The sequence below is a fragment of the Micromonospora sp. NPDC049081 genome, assembly GCF_040648835.1.
GTDB classification, from domain to species: Bacteria; Actinomycetota; Actinomycetes; order Mycobacteriales; family Micromonosporaceae; genus Micromonospora; species Micromonospora antibiotica.
In genome coordinates, this window is the sequence record NZ_JBEZEK010000008.1 from 71908 (window position 1) to 85010 (window position 13103).

Below are 13103 nucleotides of genomic sequence, written 5' to 3' on the forward strand. Positions count from 1 at the left end.
GGGCGGAGGCGTTCAGGCGGCTGGTGCCCCTCCCAGCCTTCAAAGCTGGTGTGGTCCGGGATCCGGGCCAGGCGGGTTCGATTCCCGTCCGTCTCCGCCAACCACCGGGGGAGCTGACAGGCATGGGCGAGGCGGCGGTCGATCCGCGACGGCGGGTGCCGCGTACCGACGTGCTGTTGGCCGATCCGGCGGTGGCCGCCGCGGTGGCCACCCTCGGCCGGGCCCGGGTGAAGGCCGCCGTCGCCCGCGCCCAGCAGCGGGCCCGGCACGGTGAGATCACCCCCGACGAGGTACGCGACGCCGTCCTCACCGACCTGCCCGCCCCCGGGCCCCGGTCGGTGCTCAACGCCACCGGGGTGGTGCTGCACACCAACCTCGGGCGGGCCCCGCTGTCCCCGGCCGCCGTCGACGCGCTGGTCGCCGCCGCCGGCTGCACCGACGTGGAACTGGACCTCGGCACCGGTCGGCGGGCCCGCCGGGGCCGCGACACGTTGGCCGCGCTGGCCGCCGCGGTGCCCGACGCCGCCGCCGTGCACGTGGTCAACAACGGCGCGGCGGCCCTGGTGCTCGCCGCGACCGCGTTGGCCGCCGGCCGGGAGATCGTGGTCAGCCGGGGTGAACTGGTGGAGATCGGCGACGGGTTCCGCCTGCCCGACCTGCTGGCCAGCACCGGCGCCCGCCTGCGCGAGGTCGGTACGACCAACCGCACCACCCGCGACGACTACGCCCGTGCGGTCGGCCCGGACACGGGTTTCGTGCTCAAGGTGCACCCGTCCAACTTCGTCGTCACCGGGTTCACCTCGGCCGTCGGCGTCGGCGAGCTGGCCACCCTCGGGGTGCCGGTGGTGGCCGACATCGGTTCCGGTCTGCTCACCGCCGACCCGCTGCTGCCCGCCGAGCCGGACGCCGCGGGCACCCTGCGCGCCGGGGCGCACCTGGTCACCGCCAGCGGCGACAAGCTCCTCGGTGGCCCGCAGGCCGGGCTGCTGCTCGGCGACGCCGACCTGGTCGACCGGTTGCGCCGCCACCCGCTGGCCCGGGCGCTGCGGGTGGACAAGCTGACCCTCGCCGCGCTGGCGGCCACCCTGCACGGGCCGACCACCCCGACCCGGGCCGCCCTGCACGCCGACCCGGCCGTGCTGCGGGACCGCTGCGAACGGCTGCGCGACGCCCTCGGCGCCGAGGGACACAAGGCCGAGGTGGTGCCCAGCGTCGCCGTCGTCGGTGGCGGCGGCGCCCCGGGCGTCGAGCTGGACTCGTGGGCGCTGAGCCTGCCCGAGCGGTACGCCGTCGCCCTGCGGCAGGGTGACCCGCCGGTGCTGGGCCGGGTGGTCCGGGGCCGGCTGCTGCTGGACCTGCGCTGCGTACCCGCCGACGCCGACGACACGGTGCGCGACGTGGTGCTGCGGGTGGCCGACTGAGATGCACGTCGTCGCGACCGCCGGGCACGTCGACCACGGCAAGTCCACCCTGGTCCGGGCGTTGACCGGGATGGAACCGGACCGGTGGGCCGAGGAACGCCGCCGGGGGATGACCATCGACCTCGGCTTCGCCTGGACCGCCCTGCCCACCGGTGACACGGTCGCGTTCGTCGACGTGCCCGGGCACGAGCGGTTCGTGCCGAACATGCTCGCCGGGGTGGGGCCGGTGCCGGCGGCGCTGGTGGTGGTCGCCGCCGACGAGGGCTGGATGCCGCAGTCGGCCGAGCACCTGGCCGCCCTGCACGCCCTCGGGGTGTCCCACGGGCTGCTGGTGGTGACCCGGGCGGACCTGGCCGACCCGGGGCCGGCGGCGGCGCAGGCCCGTGCGCGGCTCGCCGCGACGTCGCTGGGCGCGGTCGAGTCGGTGGCGGTCAGCGCCGTCACCGGTGTCGGCCTGCCCGAGCTGCGCGCCGCCCTGGGCCGGTTGGTGGCCCGGCTGCCCCCGCCGCGCACCGACGGGCCGGTGCGGCTGTGGATCGACCGGGCGTTCACCATCCGGGGCAGCGGCACGGTGGTCACCGGCACCCTCGGCGGTGGTGAGCTGCACGTCGGTGACCAGGTGGCGCTCGCCACCACCGGCGAACCGGTCCGGGTCCGGGGCCTGCACCGGCTCGGGACGGCCGCGTCTCGGGTCGCCGCGGTGGCCCGGGTGGCGGTCAACCTGCGCGGGGTGCCCCGGGACCGGCTCGGCCGGGGCGACGCCCTGCTCACCCCCGGTGAGTTCCACCGGACCGACCTGCTCGACGTGCGGTTGGCCGGCGACCCGGTAGGTGACCTGCCGGTCACGCTGACCCTGCACGTCGGGTCGGCGGCCGTGCCGGCGCGGGTCCGTCCGCTCGGCGCGGACACCGTGCGGTTGCGGCTGGCCCGTCCGTTGCCGCTGCTGATCGGGGACCGGGCGTTGCTGCGCGATCCGGGACGGCACCACGTCTGCGGTGGCGTGACCGTGCTGGACGTGGCACCGCCACCGTTGAGCCGACGCGGTGCCGCCGCCGCCCGCGCGACCGTCCTCACCGACCTGGACGGGCAGCCCGACCTGGCGGGGGAGCTGCGCCGCCGCCGGCTCGTCCGGGCCGGTGAGCTGACCCGGATGGGAGTCACCGGCGCAGTCGCCCCGGTCGCCGGGGACTGGCTGGCCGACCCCGGGCACTGGCGGTGGCTGGGCGGACGACTGGTCGAGGAGGTGACCGCCTGGGTGGCCGCGCACCCGTTGGAGGCGGGCGCCCCGGTGGAGGCGCTGCGGCAGCGCCTCGGCCTACCCGACCGGGCCCTAGTGGAGGCGTTGGTCCGGCCGCCGTTGACGCTGCGGGCCGGCCGGATCGGCACCGGGGCGTCCGGCGGCCTACCCGAGCCGGTGGCCCGCGCGGTCGACCGGGTCCGCAGCGAGTACGCCACCCACCCGTTCCGCGCGCCGCAGGCCGACCGGCTGGCCGCGCTGGGCCTCGGCCCCCGGGAGGTCGGTGCGGCCGTACGGGCCGGTGCGTTGCTGCGGCTGGCGGACAACGTGGTGCTGCTGCCCGACGCGGCCGACGAGGCGGTGAGGGTCCTCGCCCGGCTGCCGCAGCCGTTCACCCTCAGCGCCGCCCGGCAGGCCCTGGACACCACCCGTCGGGTGGCGGTGCCGCTGCTGGAGCTGCTGGACCGCCGTGGGGTGACCCGCCGGTTGCCTGACGACGCCCGCGAGGTGACCGGGACGGATTGACCGGCCCGCCGGGCCCGCCGGCAGCCGGCGGTGTTCCCCGTCGACACCGGTGCCGGGGCGGTGGCCCTGCCCCGACGGTGGGCGCTGAACCTGCCCCCGCCGGCCGGCCGGCGGGACCGGGCACACCGGCGAACCGCCCTCCGGGTGGCTCCGGGTCGCCTACCGTGACGCCCATGGACCCTTCGGCGGTCTGGCGGGACCGGAACCATCGCTGGCGGATCGAGGCGTACCGGGCCCCGGACCTGCGGTTCGCCATCTTCGCCACCAACGGCCCCACCGAGAGTGCGCCGCTGTGGTTGTTCGGCATGGCCGCGTTGGCCCGCTGGTTGATGACCCACGCCATCTCCCTGGACGACCTGGAGACCGACTGACCGGGCGGACCCATCCCGCCCCGGCGGTCGGCGCGGTGGACCCGCCCGGTCCGTCGGCGTCGCCCGGAAGAGGGAACCGGGTCCGATCGCCCGGCCCGGCGGGGCGGGTGCTCGTACCGTGCGGGGCGTGAAGGACCGAGGAATGCGGACGTTTCTGGCGGTGGTCGCCGGCCTCGCGGTGATCTACTTCGGGGTGACCGGGCGGAGCTCCACCGAGGACGGCGGTGGGGTCTCCGGCGGGGTGGTGCTGTTGGCCCTGCTCGCCGCCGTGCTGGTGTGGTACCTGACCAAGCCGGCGGGCAACAAACCGGTCGACTGACCGCTGCCCCGGTGGGCACCGTGCGCCACCCGGCTCGTCCAGCACGATCAACGTCGGCGGCGACGGGATCGCGGCGGGGGCGACCGGTCAGCGGGTCGCGGCGGCGGTGCGGGTCACCTCACCGGCCGACTCCTCCCCGAGGGCCACCCGGACCAGCGCCGACGCCAGCCGGCCGAAGTCCGGTTCGGCGACCAGCCCGGCCAACCCGTGCGGGTCGGCCGGTAGGCCGAGTCGTTTCGCGCCGGCCAGGGTGCGCCGGTCGGCGTACGGACGCACGTCCGGCCAGACCGTCTGCGCCTCCCGCAGGAAGATGTCCGCCCCGGTCGGGCCGATGCCGGGGAACTCGGTCAGCCGCCGTCGCAGCGCCGCCGGTTCGCCCCCGGCCTCCCGGTGCATCCGCCGCAGGTCACCGTGCCAGCGGTCCAGGCACAGGCGGGCCGCGGTGCCGAGCATCGTGGCGGTCCGCTCGTCGTAGCGGCGGTAGTGGCCGCGACCCAACGCGTCCACCCGCTCCTGCCATGGTGCCGCCTCCATCGCCTGCGGGGTGCGCCAGCCGGCGGCGAACAGTTCCCGGGCGGCGGCCACCGCCACCTGGGCCCGGATCCGGGTGCTCAGCAACGTGGTGAGCACCAGGAGTTGGTAGAGCGGGCCGGGCCGGTCGGCAAGCGCGATGCCGGCCTCCTCGGCGTAGGTGCGGCTCTGCCGGTCCAGCAGCGTCCGGGCCAGCCGTCGATCGTCCCCCATCACCCGGTACTACCCGTCCTGCCGCAGCTCACCCCCGGCCCCCGGGGTCGACCTGCCGGGGCCCGCATGCGGGCCCCGGTGGCGGGTAACCGCTGCCGGGCGCGGAACACCGTGCCCCCACCCGGGAAGGAGACACCCGTGACGAACGTGCAGCAGCCTGAGATGCGCCGCAACGGGAACAACCCGACCGTGCAGGACAGCGCGGGGCCTCCCGCGACCGGACACCCCGCCAACCGGGGCACCTCGCGCGGTGACCGGGGCCGCCCGACACCCCGTGGCCAGGCGTCCCCATACGGTCCGGGCGCGCAGACCGCCGACGACGACAGCGACCGGGGCTGACCACCCCGACGGCGGGGCCCGTGCGGGTGCCGGCGTGCTGCCGTCACCGGGCCCGGGTCCACCCGGCTGGGCCGGGCCCGGTGCGCTGCGGAAGAGCCGTGATCGGATCGCCGTTCCTGTGGCGTGTCGTCCACGTTCCGGAGTCTGGTCACGCGCCGGGTCGGGTGTGCCCGGCGGTGCCGTCAGGTCGGGGTGCGGACCACGGCGACCGGGCAGGCGCTGTGGTGCAGCACCCGGTGGCTGACCGAGCCGAGCAGCAGGCCGCCCAGCTCGCCGTGACCCCGACCGCCGACCACCACCAGCTGTGCCCGGCGGGACGCCTCGGTGAGCGCGGCGACCGGCCGGGCGTGTACGGGCTCCCGGTCGACGGGCACGTCGGGGTGTCGTTCGGCGAGCCCGACGAGGCACCCGGCGAGCATGTCGTCCTCCTCGTCGCGCAGCCGGGACTCGTCGTACACCAGGGGTTGGATGTCGCCGGGGCGGGTGGAGGCCGGGTGGGTGTAGGCGTGCAGGGCCCGCAGTCGGACGCCCCGGGCGGACGCCTGCGCGGCGGCGAAGTCCACGGCCGCGCGGGAGGCCGGCGAGCCGTCGACCCCCACGACCACCGGGCCGTCGGGGTGTTCCTCGCCCCGGGCGACCAGGACCGGACAGTCGGCGTGCGTGGCGACCTGGATCGCCACCGAACCGACCAGCAGCGCGGTGAATCCGCCGAGGCCCCGGTCACCCAGCACGATGACCGCCGCGCCGGGTGTCTCGCCGAGCAGCACCGCCGAGGCCTCACCGTCGATGATCTCTCCGGTCACCCGGACGCCGGGCTGCGCCGTGCGGGCTTCGGCCACGGCCGCCTCCACCAGGTTCTGTGCCTGCTGACGCAACCCGCCGCCGGGTGGGTTGCCGGCGAGCGGGTCGATCGGCACCCGCAGCAGCGGCCAGATGAAGCCGTGCACCACCCGCAGTGGCCGGTGCCCCCGCACCGCCTCGGTCGCGGCCAGCCGGACGGCGCGCAGCGCCGACTCCGAGCCGTCCACGCCCACCACGACCGCCGCGCCGTTCGCCGAGTTCACCCCGCACACCTCCCGCCCGCGTCAGTATCACGGCCGGGCGGGGGTCGGCGGGGCGGAAACCGCCGACCCCGACCCGGCCGGTACGGCTGTCGGCGTCGGTCGGGTCGGGTCGGGTCGAAGGAGGGTGTCGTCGGTTGCGGTGCGGCGGTGCGGGGGCGGTCCCAGCCGTGGTGACCCCGGTCGGAACGGGGTCGATCGCTCCGTATGATGCTTGCCCTGTAGCAAGAATCTCGGAGGGACGATCATGTCGGATGCGCTCGCAGCGATGTCGCGTGCGCTACGTGAGGCTCCACCCGACCAGGTGGTGGAGGCCGTCGACCGGGCCCTCCGGTCCGCCCTCGACGCGGTGCGGGTCGACGTGTTCCTGGCCGACTACCGGATCAGCGGGCTGTGGTCGGTGCTCGACCCGGAGCTGTCCGCCGGGTCCCTCAGCGGCCAGGGCGCGGCGCAACGCTGCTTCAGCGGCCAGCGACCGGTGCTCGACCCGCACGACGGTGGGCCCTTGCGGGTGTGGGCGCCGCTGACCGCGTGGGGGGAACGCCTGGGGGTGTTCCTGGTCGAGCTGGCCGGTGGTCCGGACCACCCGACCGTGGACCTGATCGCCGACCTGGCCGTCGACCTGGCCACCACGTTGCGGGCCGCCGACCGGGAGACCGACCGCTACCGGCGTACGCGGCGTCGGGAGCGGCTGAGCATGGCCGCCGAGATGCAGTGGGAGCTGTTGCCTGGGCGCAGCGTCACCAACGAGGCGTTCCTGCTGGCCGGGCAGCTCGAACCGGCGTACTCGGTGGGTGGCGACCACTTCGACTGGTCGGTCGACCCGGGGCGGCTCACCCTCACCGTCCTCAACGGGGCCGGGACCGGGTTGGCCGCCGCGATGCTCACCGCGCTCACGGTCAACGCCATCCGCAACGCGAGACGCTCGGGTGGTGGTCTGGTGGAGCAGGCCGAACTGGCCTCGGACACCCTGTTCTACCAGCATCGCGGGCAGCGGCACGTGGCGACGCTGCTGCTGTCGGTGGACACCGCCACCGGTCGCGCGCGGGCGGTCGACGCCGGTTCGCCGCGGGTGCTGCGGCTGCGGGGGAGCATCATCGAACGGATCGCCCTGGAGCCGCAGCTGCCGTTGGGCATGTTCGCCGAGACCCGCTACACGGTCCAGGAGTTCGACCTGCTGCCCGGTGACCGGCTCTTCGTGGTCAGCGACGGCGTGTACGACGCGCAGCCGGGCGGCCAGGAGGCATACGGTGAGCGGGCCATGGCCCGGTCGATGCGGTCGACGCGGCTGCAACCGGCGACGGAGGCGGTCGGTACGGTGATGCGGGAGCTGTTCGCATATCATGCCGACACTGATCTCCGTGACGACGCCGTCGTGGTGTGCCTGGACTGGTGCGGTCCGGGCGGGGGGCGCGCTCGGTGATCGGTCGTCAGCGACACACGACAGCGGAGAATCGCAGGGGACAGCGGGTGGATCGACCTCCGGATCTTGCTGCGGCGATCGATGCCGCGGCCGAGGCGCTCGTCGGTGTGCTCGACTCGGCCACCTCCCGCCACCAGGTGGCGGTCCCGCCGACCCAGCTGCGGGTGTTGGCGTTGATCAGGGAGCGGCCGGAGACGAACGTCAACGGGTTGGCCGAGCTGCTGGACGTGGTGCCGTCGTCGGCCAGTCGCCTCTGTGACCGGCTGGAGGCCACCGGCCTGCTGCGGCGCACCCCGGACCCCCGGGACCGGCGGGAGGTGCGGCTGGTCCTGACCGCCGCGGCGGTCACCCTGTTGGCCGAGGTCCGGGAGCGCCGGCACCGGGCGGTGCAGGCGGTGCTGGACCGGATGCCGGCGCGGGCCCAGCACGAACTGCTGTTGGCGCTGGTGGCCTTCGGCCAGGCGGCCGCCTCGGGCACGCCGCCCCAGACCGACACGGCCGTGCGTACCGCCTGAGACCGGACCGCGTTCCCCTATTATCCTAGGATGCCTTAGCGGTGGTGACGCAGCACACGACAAACCGCGTCGCCGACGGCGAACACGTCGTACCGAAAGGCCACAACGAGCCCGATATAGTGGCTGCCGGCCCGGGGTGTCGACCGCCGCGGGGCGCATCAGGGGGAGGTCCCGGCCGGGATCACCGAGACGCCGGCACCCGCCGGCCCGGTAGCGCACGACTGATCGCGGCGCCCGTGCGGGGCGCCGCGGATCGTGCTGCGGAGGGAGGTTCGGTGTCACGTCGGCCGGCTCGGGCAGAGCATCCGGGTGCACCGGGTGGGGCAGACCGGGTGATGACCCTGCCGAACCTGATCAGCTTCGTCCGGTTGCTCGGCGTACCCCTGTTCCTGTGGCTGTTCCTGGTCGTGGAGGCGGACGTCGCGGCGGTCGTGGTGCTCGCCCTCGGCGGCACCTCCGACTGGGTGGACGGGTGGATCGCGCGCCGGCTCGGGCAGGTCAGCCGGCTGGGCGAGCTGCTCGACCCGCTCGCCGACCGGCTCTACATCCTCGCCACCCTGCTCGCCTTCACCGCCCGCGAGGTGGTGCCGTGGCAGTTCACCGCGGCGCTGCTGGCCCGGGAGCTGCTGCTGCTCGGCTCACTGGCGGTGCTGCGCCGCTACGGCTACGGCCCGCCGCCGGTGCACTACGTCGGCAAGACCGCCACCTTCCTACTGCTGGCCGCCTTCCCGCTGCTGCTCGTCGCGTCGGTGACCACGTCGGTGACGGCGACGACCGTCGGGGCGATCGGCTGGGGGGCGGCCTGGTGGGGGCTGGTGCTGTACTGGGTGGCCGGGGCGATGTACGTGAGGCAGGCGACCCAGCTGGTCCGGTCGGCACGGTCGGGTCCCGGGGGAGCTGCCGCGTGAGCGCGCCACAGGACGGGTCGAAGCCCCCGGTCCGGTTGTTCACCCCGGACTTCCTCACCGAGCTGTTCCAGAATCCGTTGGATCCGGGCTACGCCGACGCGGCGGCCCGTCGACGGGAGGCGCCGCCGACGGCCGGTTGGCGGGGTGGCTCGGCGCGGGTGCTGGCGATCGTGGTGGTCGTCGCGGTGGGTTTCCTGTTCGCGGTGGCCTACCGGGAGACGATGGCCGACGAGCCGAGTCGCAGTCAGGCGCGGGCCGCGTTGATCGCGCAGATCAAGCAGCGGGAGGCGGAGACCGACGCGATGACCGTGCGGGCGGCGCGGTTGCGGGAGGAGGTCGGTCGGCAGCGCGACGCGGCGTTGAGTGGTTCGCAGGCGGCCCGGTTGCGCAACCTGGAGGCCGGGACCGGTCTCGGTCGGGTGCGTGGTGACGGGGTGGTGGTGCGGTTGGCCGACGCCCCCTCGAAGGACGACGGGGCGGTGGGCGGTGACTCGGGGGCCGGACCGTCCCGGGTGATCTACTCGGATCTGCAGAAGGTCGCCAACGATCTGTGGGCCGCGGGCGCGGAGGCGATCGCGATCAACGGTCAGCGGTTGACGGCGACGTCGACGATCCGGTCGGCGGGCGCGGCGATCCTGGTGGACTTCCGTCCGGTGACCAGCCCGTACGAGGTTTCGGCGATCGGGCCGAAGGCGTTGCGGGACCGGTTCGACGACAGCCGTTCGGCGTATCTGATGCGTCGGGTGGCCCGGGACACGGGGTTGTCGTTCGAGGTGCGCCGGGCGGACGACCTCACGCTGCCGGCCGCTCCGGAGCCGCGGCTACGCTACGCGCGGCCGTCGGTGAGTCCGAGTCCGTCGTCGACGGGTTCGGGTGCTGTTCGTTCGTCCGGTGCCGGGTCGTCCGGTCCGGGTTCGTCTTCCCGCCCTTCCGGAGGTGTCCGATGATCGCGGTGCTGGCGTTGCTCGCCGGTGTGGTGCTGGGGATCTATCTTGATCCGACGGTGCCTGCGGCGTTGCAGCCGTACCTGCCGATCGCGGTGGTGGCCGCGCTCGACGCCGTGTTCGGTGGGGTGCGGGCGAAGTTGGACCGGATCTTCGACGACAAGCAGTTCGTGGTGTCGTTCATCTCGAACGTGCTGGTGGCCGGGTTGATCGTGTATCTGGGTGACCAGTTGGGGGTGGGGGGTCAGTTGTCCACGGGTGTGGTGGTCGTGTTGGGGGTGCGGATCTTCGGCAATGTGGCGGCGATCCGCCGGCACCTGTTCCGGGCGTAGGTTGGTGACGTGAGCGACGAGCATCGGGAGACGGGTACCGGGTGGCCGCAGCCGGAGACGGGTCGTCCGGCGGTTGGCCCGGATCCGCGTCCGGACGCGCCGGATGCGGACGAGGTGAGTCCGCTGGTGCCGGATGAGGGTGGTCCGGGGTCCGGTGACGACGGCGGCGAGACGGTGAACCTGGCGCAGGTGGCGTCGTCCGGGGCGCGGCCGGCGGAGTCCGGGCCGGTGTCGTCGGCGGAGCCTGCGGAGTCGGCGTCGTCGCGGGTGTCGGGTCGGAAGGTGTCGTCGGCGGGGGTGATGATCGCGGCGTTGCTGGCGTTGTTGGGGTTCACGTTGGTGGTGCAGTTGAAGACCACGTCGACGGATCCGACGCTGGCGGCGACCCGGCAGGAGGACCTGGTGCGGATCTTCTCGGATCTGGATTCCCGGGAGAAGCGTCTGCAGCAGGACATCGAGGGCCTGGAGGACAGCCAGCGGCAGTTGCGGTCGGGGGAGCAGGGTCGGCAGGCGGCGTTGGAGGAGGCGACGAAGCGGGCCGACGAGATGGGCATTCTGGCGGGTACGTTGCCGGCGCGGGGGCCGGGGTTGGCGGTGCGGTTCGAGCCGGGTGGCAAGCCGATCCGGGCGGACCGGGTGTTGGATGCGGTGCAGGAGTTGCGGGGTGCGGGTGCGGAGGCGATGCAGATCTCGGGTGGGGATCGGGCGACGGTGCGGATCATCGCCTCGACGTACTTCCTGGACGGGTCGGGGGATGCGTTGGTGGTGGACGGGCGGACGTTGACGGGTCCGTTCACGATCACGGTGATCGGTGATCCGGAGACGATGCGTACCGCGTTGAACATTCCGGGCGGGGTGGCCGCATCGGTTCGCGGTGACGGCGGTAACGTGAGCGTCGAGGATCGTGAGGTTGCCGAGGTTTCGGCGCTGCACGCGCCGTTGAAGCTGGAACACGCCCGTCCGGTCTCCTGAGACCGGCGCGGCCGCGCCGGGTGGTCCCGGTGCACCGATGGATGAGGGACGCGCTGGTGATTCCTGAGGATCTGCGTTACACCGCCGAGCACGAGTGGGTGGTGGGTGCCGAGGGTGGCACCGTCCGGGTCGGTATCACCCAGTTCGCGCAGGATGCGTTGGGTGACATCGTGTTCGTGCAGTTGCCGGACTCCGGTGTGGTGGTGGAGGCCGGTGAGTCGTTGGGTGAGATCGAGTCGACCAAGAGCGTGTCGGAGCTCTACGCGCCGGTGAGCGGGACGGTGTCGGCGCGGAACGAGGCGTTGGGTGACTCTCCTGAGGTGATCAACTCGGATCCGTACGGTGCGGGTTGGTTGGTGGAGATCGTGCCGGCGGATCCGGCGGCGGTGGATGGTTTGTTGACCGCTGACGCGTACCGTGAGCTCACCGAGAGCTGATTGGTGTCGTGCCGGGCGTGGGTGATGTTTGCCGCGCGTCCGGTTGCCCTGCATTTCGGCGCTGGCTAGGCTCGCCCAGTCGACCGAGAACCCCAAATGGTTGAGCGTTGGGTGATTGCCTTCCTGGGCACGGGGAGCCAGCCGCCGGGTGTGTGATCTGCCCGGCGGCCATACCCGCCGTTATCCTGATGCTGACCGAACTGATCCGTGAGGTGGTCCCATGACGCGCCCAGGCGACGAGTTCCCCCCGCTCGACGTCACTTCGACGCTCAATCTCGGTTCGTTGGACGAAGTGCTGGAGGGTCCGGACACCGATGTGGTGCCGAGTCGGATGTCCGGCTCGTTGCCGCCGGGGATGGCGCTGCTGGTGGTTCGTCGGGGTCCGAATGCGGGTGCCCGGTTCCTGTTGGACCATGATGTGACGACGAGTGGCCGGCATCCGGACAGTGACATCTTCCTGGACGATGTGACGGTGTCGCGGCGGCATGCTGAGTTCCATCGGGATTCGGGGACGTTCACGGTGCGGGACGTGGGGAGCCTGAACGGCACCTACGTGAACCGGGAGCGGGTCGAGGCGGCCACGTTGAGCAATGGTGACGAGGTGCAGATCGGTAAGTTCCGGGTGGTGTTCATCGCCGGTCCTCGCCCGGAGGAGGAGGCCGGCCGGGGGTGAACGAGCCTGCGGCCTCCATGCCGTCCGGGGCGGCCCGGTCACACCCGCTGATGAGTATCGGTGAGGTGCTGGGTCAGCTGCGGGTGGAGTTTCCGGACGTCACGATTTCCAAGTTGCGGTTTCTTGAGGCCGAGGGCCTGGTGGAGCCGCAGCGGACGGCGGCGGGTTACCGGAAGTACAGCTGGGACGATGTGGCCCGGTTGCGTTTCGTGTTGACGGCGCAGCGGGACCAGTTTCTGCCGTTGCGGGTGATCCGTGAGCAGTTGGCGCAGTGGGACGGTGGTGACGAGACGCCGGGCCGGCAGCGGCCGACGTTGGTGGCGGTGGGTCCCGGTGGTGAGGTGCCGGGCCGGTCGGTGGAGGAGCCTGAGTCGCAGGTGCGGCTCGGGCGGGCCGATCTGGTGGCGCGTAGTGGGATCGCCGAGTCGACGTTGGGTGAGTTGGAGCGGCTGGGTGTGTTGGTGCCGGATCCGCCGGGGTGGTACGACGCGGATGCGTTGATCATCGCGCGGGCGGTGGCGGGTCTGGCGGCGTACGGGTTGGAGCCTCGGCATCTGCGGGGTTACCGGTCGTCGGCGGATCGTGAGGTGGGTTTGTTCGCGCAGTTGGTGGCGCCGTTGGCGCGGCAGTCGGATCCGGCGGCGCGGGCGCGGGCGGCGGAGACGGCGCGTGAGTTGGTGGCGTTGTCGCAGCAGTTGCATGCGGCGTTGGTGCGGGTGGGGTTGCGGTCGACGTTGGGTCGGTGACCCGGTTCGGTGGTGTGCGCGGAAGGTTCTGCCCCGGGAAGCGTGTCGTAGGCTTGCCGGGGTAACCCCTTTTCTGGCGCGGTGCGGGTGCTGGTGCGGATGGGACGGCCGTGTCGAGGTCCGTGTACCGTGCAGG

15 protein-coding genes and 1 tRNA gene are annotated in these 13103 nt (G+C 73.5%); 14 read left to right on the forward strand and 2 right to left on the reverse strand.

What is annotated here, in order from left to right; genetic code table 11:
- Positions 1–4: 4 nt before the first annotated feature.
- The 5 genes from AB0B63_RS14415 to AB0B63_RS14435 all read left to right on the forward strand — a co-directional run bounded on the left by AB0B63_RS14415 (position 5) and on the right by AB0B63_RS14435 (position 3873).
- Positions 5–100 (forward strand) — tRNA-Sec (locus tag AB0B63_RS14415).
- A gap of 22 nt (positions 101–122) precedes the next feature.
- Positions 123–1421 carry an L-seryl-tRNA(Sec) selenium transferase gene (gene selA / locus AB0B63_RS14420; protein WP_357018376.1) on the forward strand — a complete coding sequence of 433 codons (1299 nt, stop codon included), beginning with the start codon at positions 123–125 and terminating at the stop codon, positions 1419–1421.
- 1 nt (position 1422) lies between these two features.
- Complete coding sequence (selB, locus tag AB0B63_RS14425) at positions 1423–3183, forward strand: selenocysteine-specific translation elongation factor (RefSeq protein ID WP_357018379.1); 1761 nt, start codon at positions 1423–1425, stop codon at positions 3181–3183.
- A 173-nt stretch (positions 3184–3356) separates the two neighbouring features.
- Complete coding sequence (locus AB0B63_RS14430; protein ID WP_091240450.1) at positions 3357–3554, forward strand: hypothetical protein; 198 nt, start codon at positions 3357–3359, stop codon at positions 3552–3554.
- A gap of 142 nt (positions 3555–3696) precedes the next feature.
- Positions 3697–3873, forward strand: a complete 177-nt coding sequence (locus tag AB0B63_RS14435; RefSeq protein ID WP_208565895.1) for an amidophosphoribosyltransferase — start codon at positions 3697–3699, stop codon at positions 3871–3873.
- A gap of 87 nt (positions 3874–3960) precedes the next feature.
- Here the strand turns inward: AB0B63_RS14435 and AB0B63_RS14440 are convergent, their stop codons facing one another.
- Positions 3961–4617 (reverse strand): hypothetical protein, encoded by a 657-nt coding sequence (locus tag AB0B63_RS14440; protein ID WP_357018384.1) that lies wholly within the window; start codon positions 4615–4617, stop codon positions 3961–3963.
- A 521-nt stretch (positions 4618–5138) separates the two neighbouring features.
- A complete protein-coding gene (locus tag AB0B63_RS14445; RefSeq protein ID WP_357018387.1) occupies positions 5139–6020 on the reverse strand; it encodes a universal stress protein in 882 nt (293 codons plus the stop codon).
- Positions 6021–6264: 244 nt separating this feature from the next.
- On the opposite strand from AB0B63_RS14445, the gene AB0B63_RS14450 reads away from it, so the two are divergent.
- The 9 genes from AB0B63_RS14450 (at position 6265) to AB0B63_RS14490 (ending at position 12967) form a co-directional block, all read left to right on the forward strand.
- Positions 6265–7440 carry a PP2C family protein-serine/threonine phosphatase gene (locus tag AB0B63_RS14450; protein ID WP_357018390.1) on the forward strand — a complete coding sequence of 392 codons (1176 nt, stop codon included), beginning with the start codon at positions 6265–6267 and terminating at the stop codon, positions 7438–7440.
- A 47-nt stretch (positions 7441–7487) separates the two neighbouring features.
- Positions 7488–7955 (forward strand): MarR family transcriptional regulator, encoded by a 468-nt coding sequence (locus tag AB0B63_RS14455; protein WP_208565900.1) that lies wholly within the window; start codon positions 7488–7490, stop codon positions 7953–7955.
- A 275-nt stretch (positions 7956–8230) separates the two neighbouring features.
- A complete protein-coding gene (locus AB0B63_RS14460; protein ID WP_357018394.1) occupies positions 8231–8863 on the forward strand; it encodes a CDP-alcohol phosphatidyltransferase family protein in 633 nt (210 codons plus the stop codon).
- Positions 8860–9810 carry a DUF881 domain-containing protein gene (locus AB0B63_RS14465; RefSeq protein WP_357018396.1) on the forward strand — a complete coding sequence of 317 codons (951 nt, stop codon included), beginning with the start codon at positions 8860–8862 and terminating at the stop codon, positions 9808–9810. Before AB0B63_RS14460 ends, AB0B63_RS14465 begins: the two co-directional genes overlap by 4 nt.
- Positions 9807–10139, forward strand: coding sequence for a small basic family protein (locus AB0B63_RS14470; protein WP_067311500.1), 333 nt, complete (start codon positions 9807–9809; stop codon positions 10137–10139). The genes AB0B63_RS14465 and AB0B63_RS14470 overlap by 4 nt, the downstream gene beginning before the upstream one ends.
- 9 nt (positions 10140–10148) lie before the next feature.
- On the forward strand, positions 10149–11111 hold the full coding sequence (locus AB0B63_RS14475) for a DUF881 domain-containing protein (RefSeq protein WP_357018400.1): 963 nt from the start codon (positions 10149–10151) through the stop codon (positions 11109–11111).
- Positions 11112–11167: 56 nt separating this feature from the next.
- Positions 11168–11548 (forward strand): glycine cleavage system protein GcvH, encoded by a 381-nt coding sequence (gene gcvH, locus AB0B63_RS14480; protein ID WP_208565904.1) that lies wholly within the window; start codon positions 11168–11170, stop codon positions 11546–11548.
- A gap of 220 nt (positions 11549–11768) precedes the next feature.
- Complete coding sequence (locus AB0B63_RS14485) at positions 11769–12221, forward strand: FHA domain-containing protein (protein WP_067311506.1); 453 nt, start codon at positions 11769–11771, stop codon at positions 12219–12221.
- Between the two features lie 50 nt (positions 12222–12271).
- A complete protein-coding gene (locus AB0B63_RS14490) occupies positions 12272–12967 on the forward strand; it encodes a MerR family transcriptional regulator (RefSeq protein WP_208566438.1) in 696 nt (231 codons plus the stop codon).
- Positions 12968–13103: the final 136 nt, after the last annotated feature.

What these genes read in the sequence shown, in the direction of transcription:
- AB0B63_RS14435 (WP_208565895.1), top strand. Translation starts at nt 3,697, where the DNA reads ATGCGGACGTTTCTGGCGGTGGTCGCCGGCCTCGCGGTGATCTACTTC.
- AB0B63_RS14440 (WP_357018384.1), bottom strand. Translation starts at nt 4,617, where the DNA reads ATGGGGGACGATCGACGGCTGGCCCGGACGCTGCTGGACCGGCAGAGC.
- AB0B63_RS14470 (WP_067311500.1), top strand. Translation starts at nt 9,807, where the DNA reads ATGATCGCGGTGCTGGCGTTGCTCGCCGGTGTGGTGCTGGGGATCTAT.
- AB0B63_RS14450 (WP_357018390.1), top strand. Translation starts at nt 6,265, where the DNA reads ATGTCGGATGCGCTCGCAGCGATGTCGCGTGCGCTACGTGAGGCTCCA.
- AB0B63_RS14485 (WP_067311506.1), top strand. Translation starts at nt 11,769, where the DNA reads ATGACGCGCCCAGGCGACGAGTTCCCCCCGCTCGACGTCACTTCGACG.
- selB (WP_357018379.1), top strand. Translation starts at nt 1,423, where the DNA reads ATGCACGTCGTCGCGACCGCCGGGCACGTCGACCACGGCAAGTCCACC.
- AB0B63_RS14490 (WP_208566438.1), top strand. Translation starts at nt 12,272, where the DNA reads ATGAGTATCGGTGAGGTGCTGGGTCAGCTGCGGGTGGAGTTTCCGGAC.
- selA (WP_357018376.1), top strand. Translation starts at nt 123, where the DNA reads ATGGGCGAGGCGGCGGTCGATCCGCGACGGCGGGTGCCGCGTACCGAC.
- AB0B63_RS14430 (WP_091240450.1), top strand. Translation starts at nt 3,357, where the DNA reads ATGGACCCTTCGGCGGTCTGGCGGGACCGGAACCATCGCTGGCGGATC.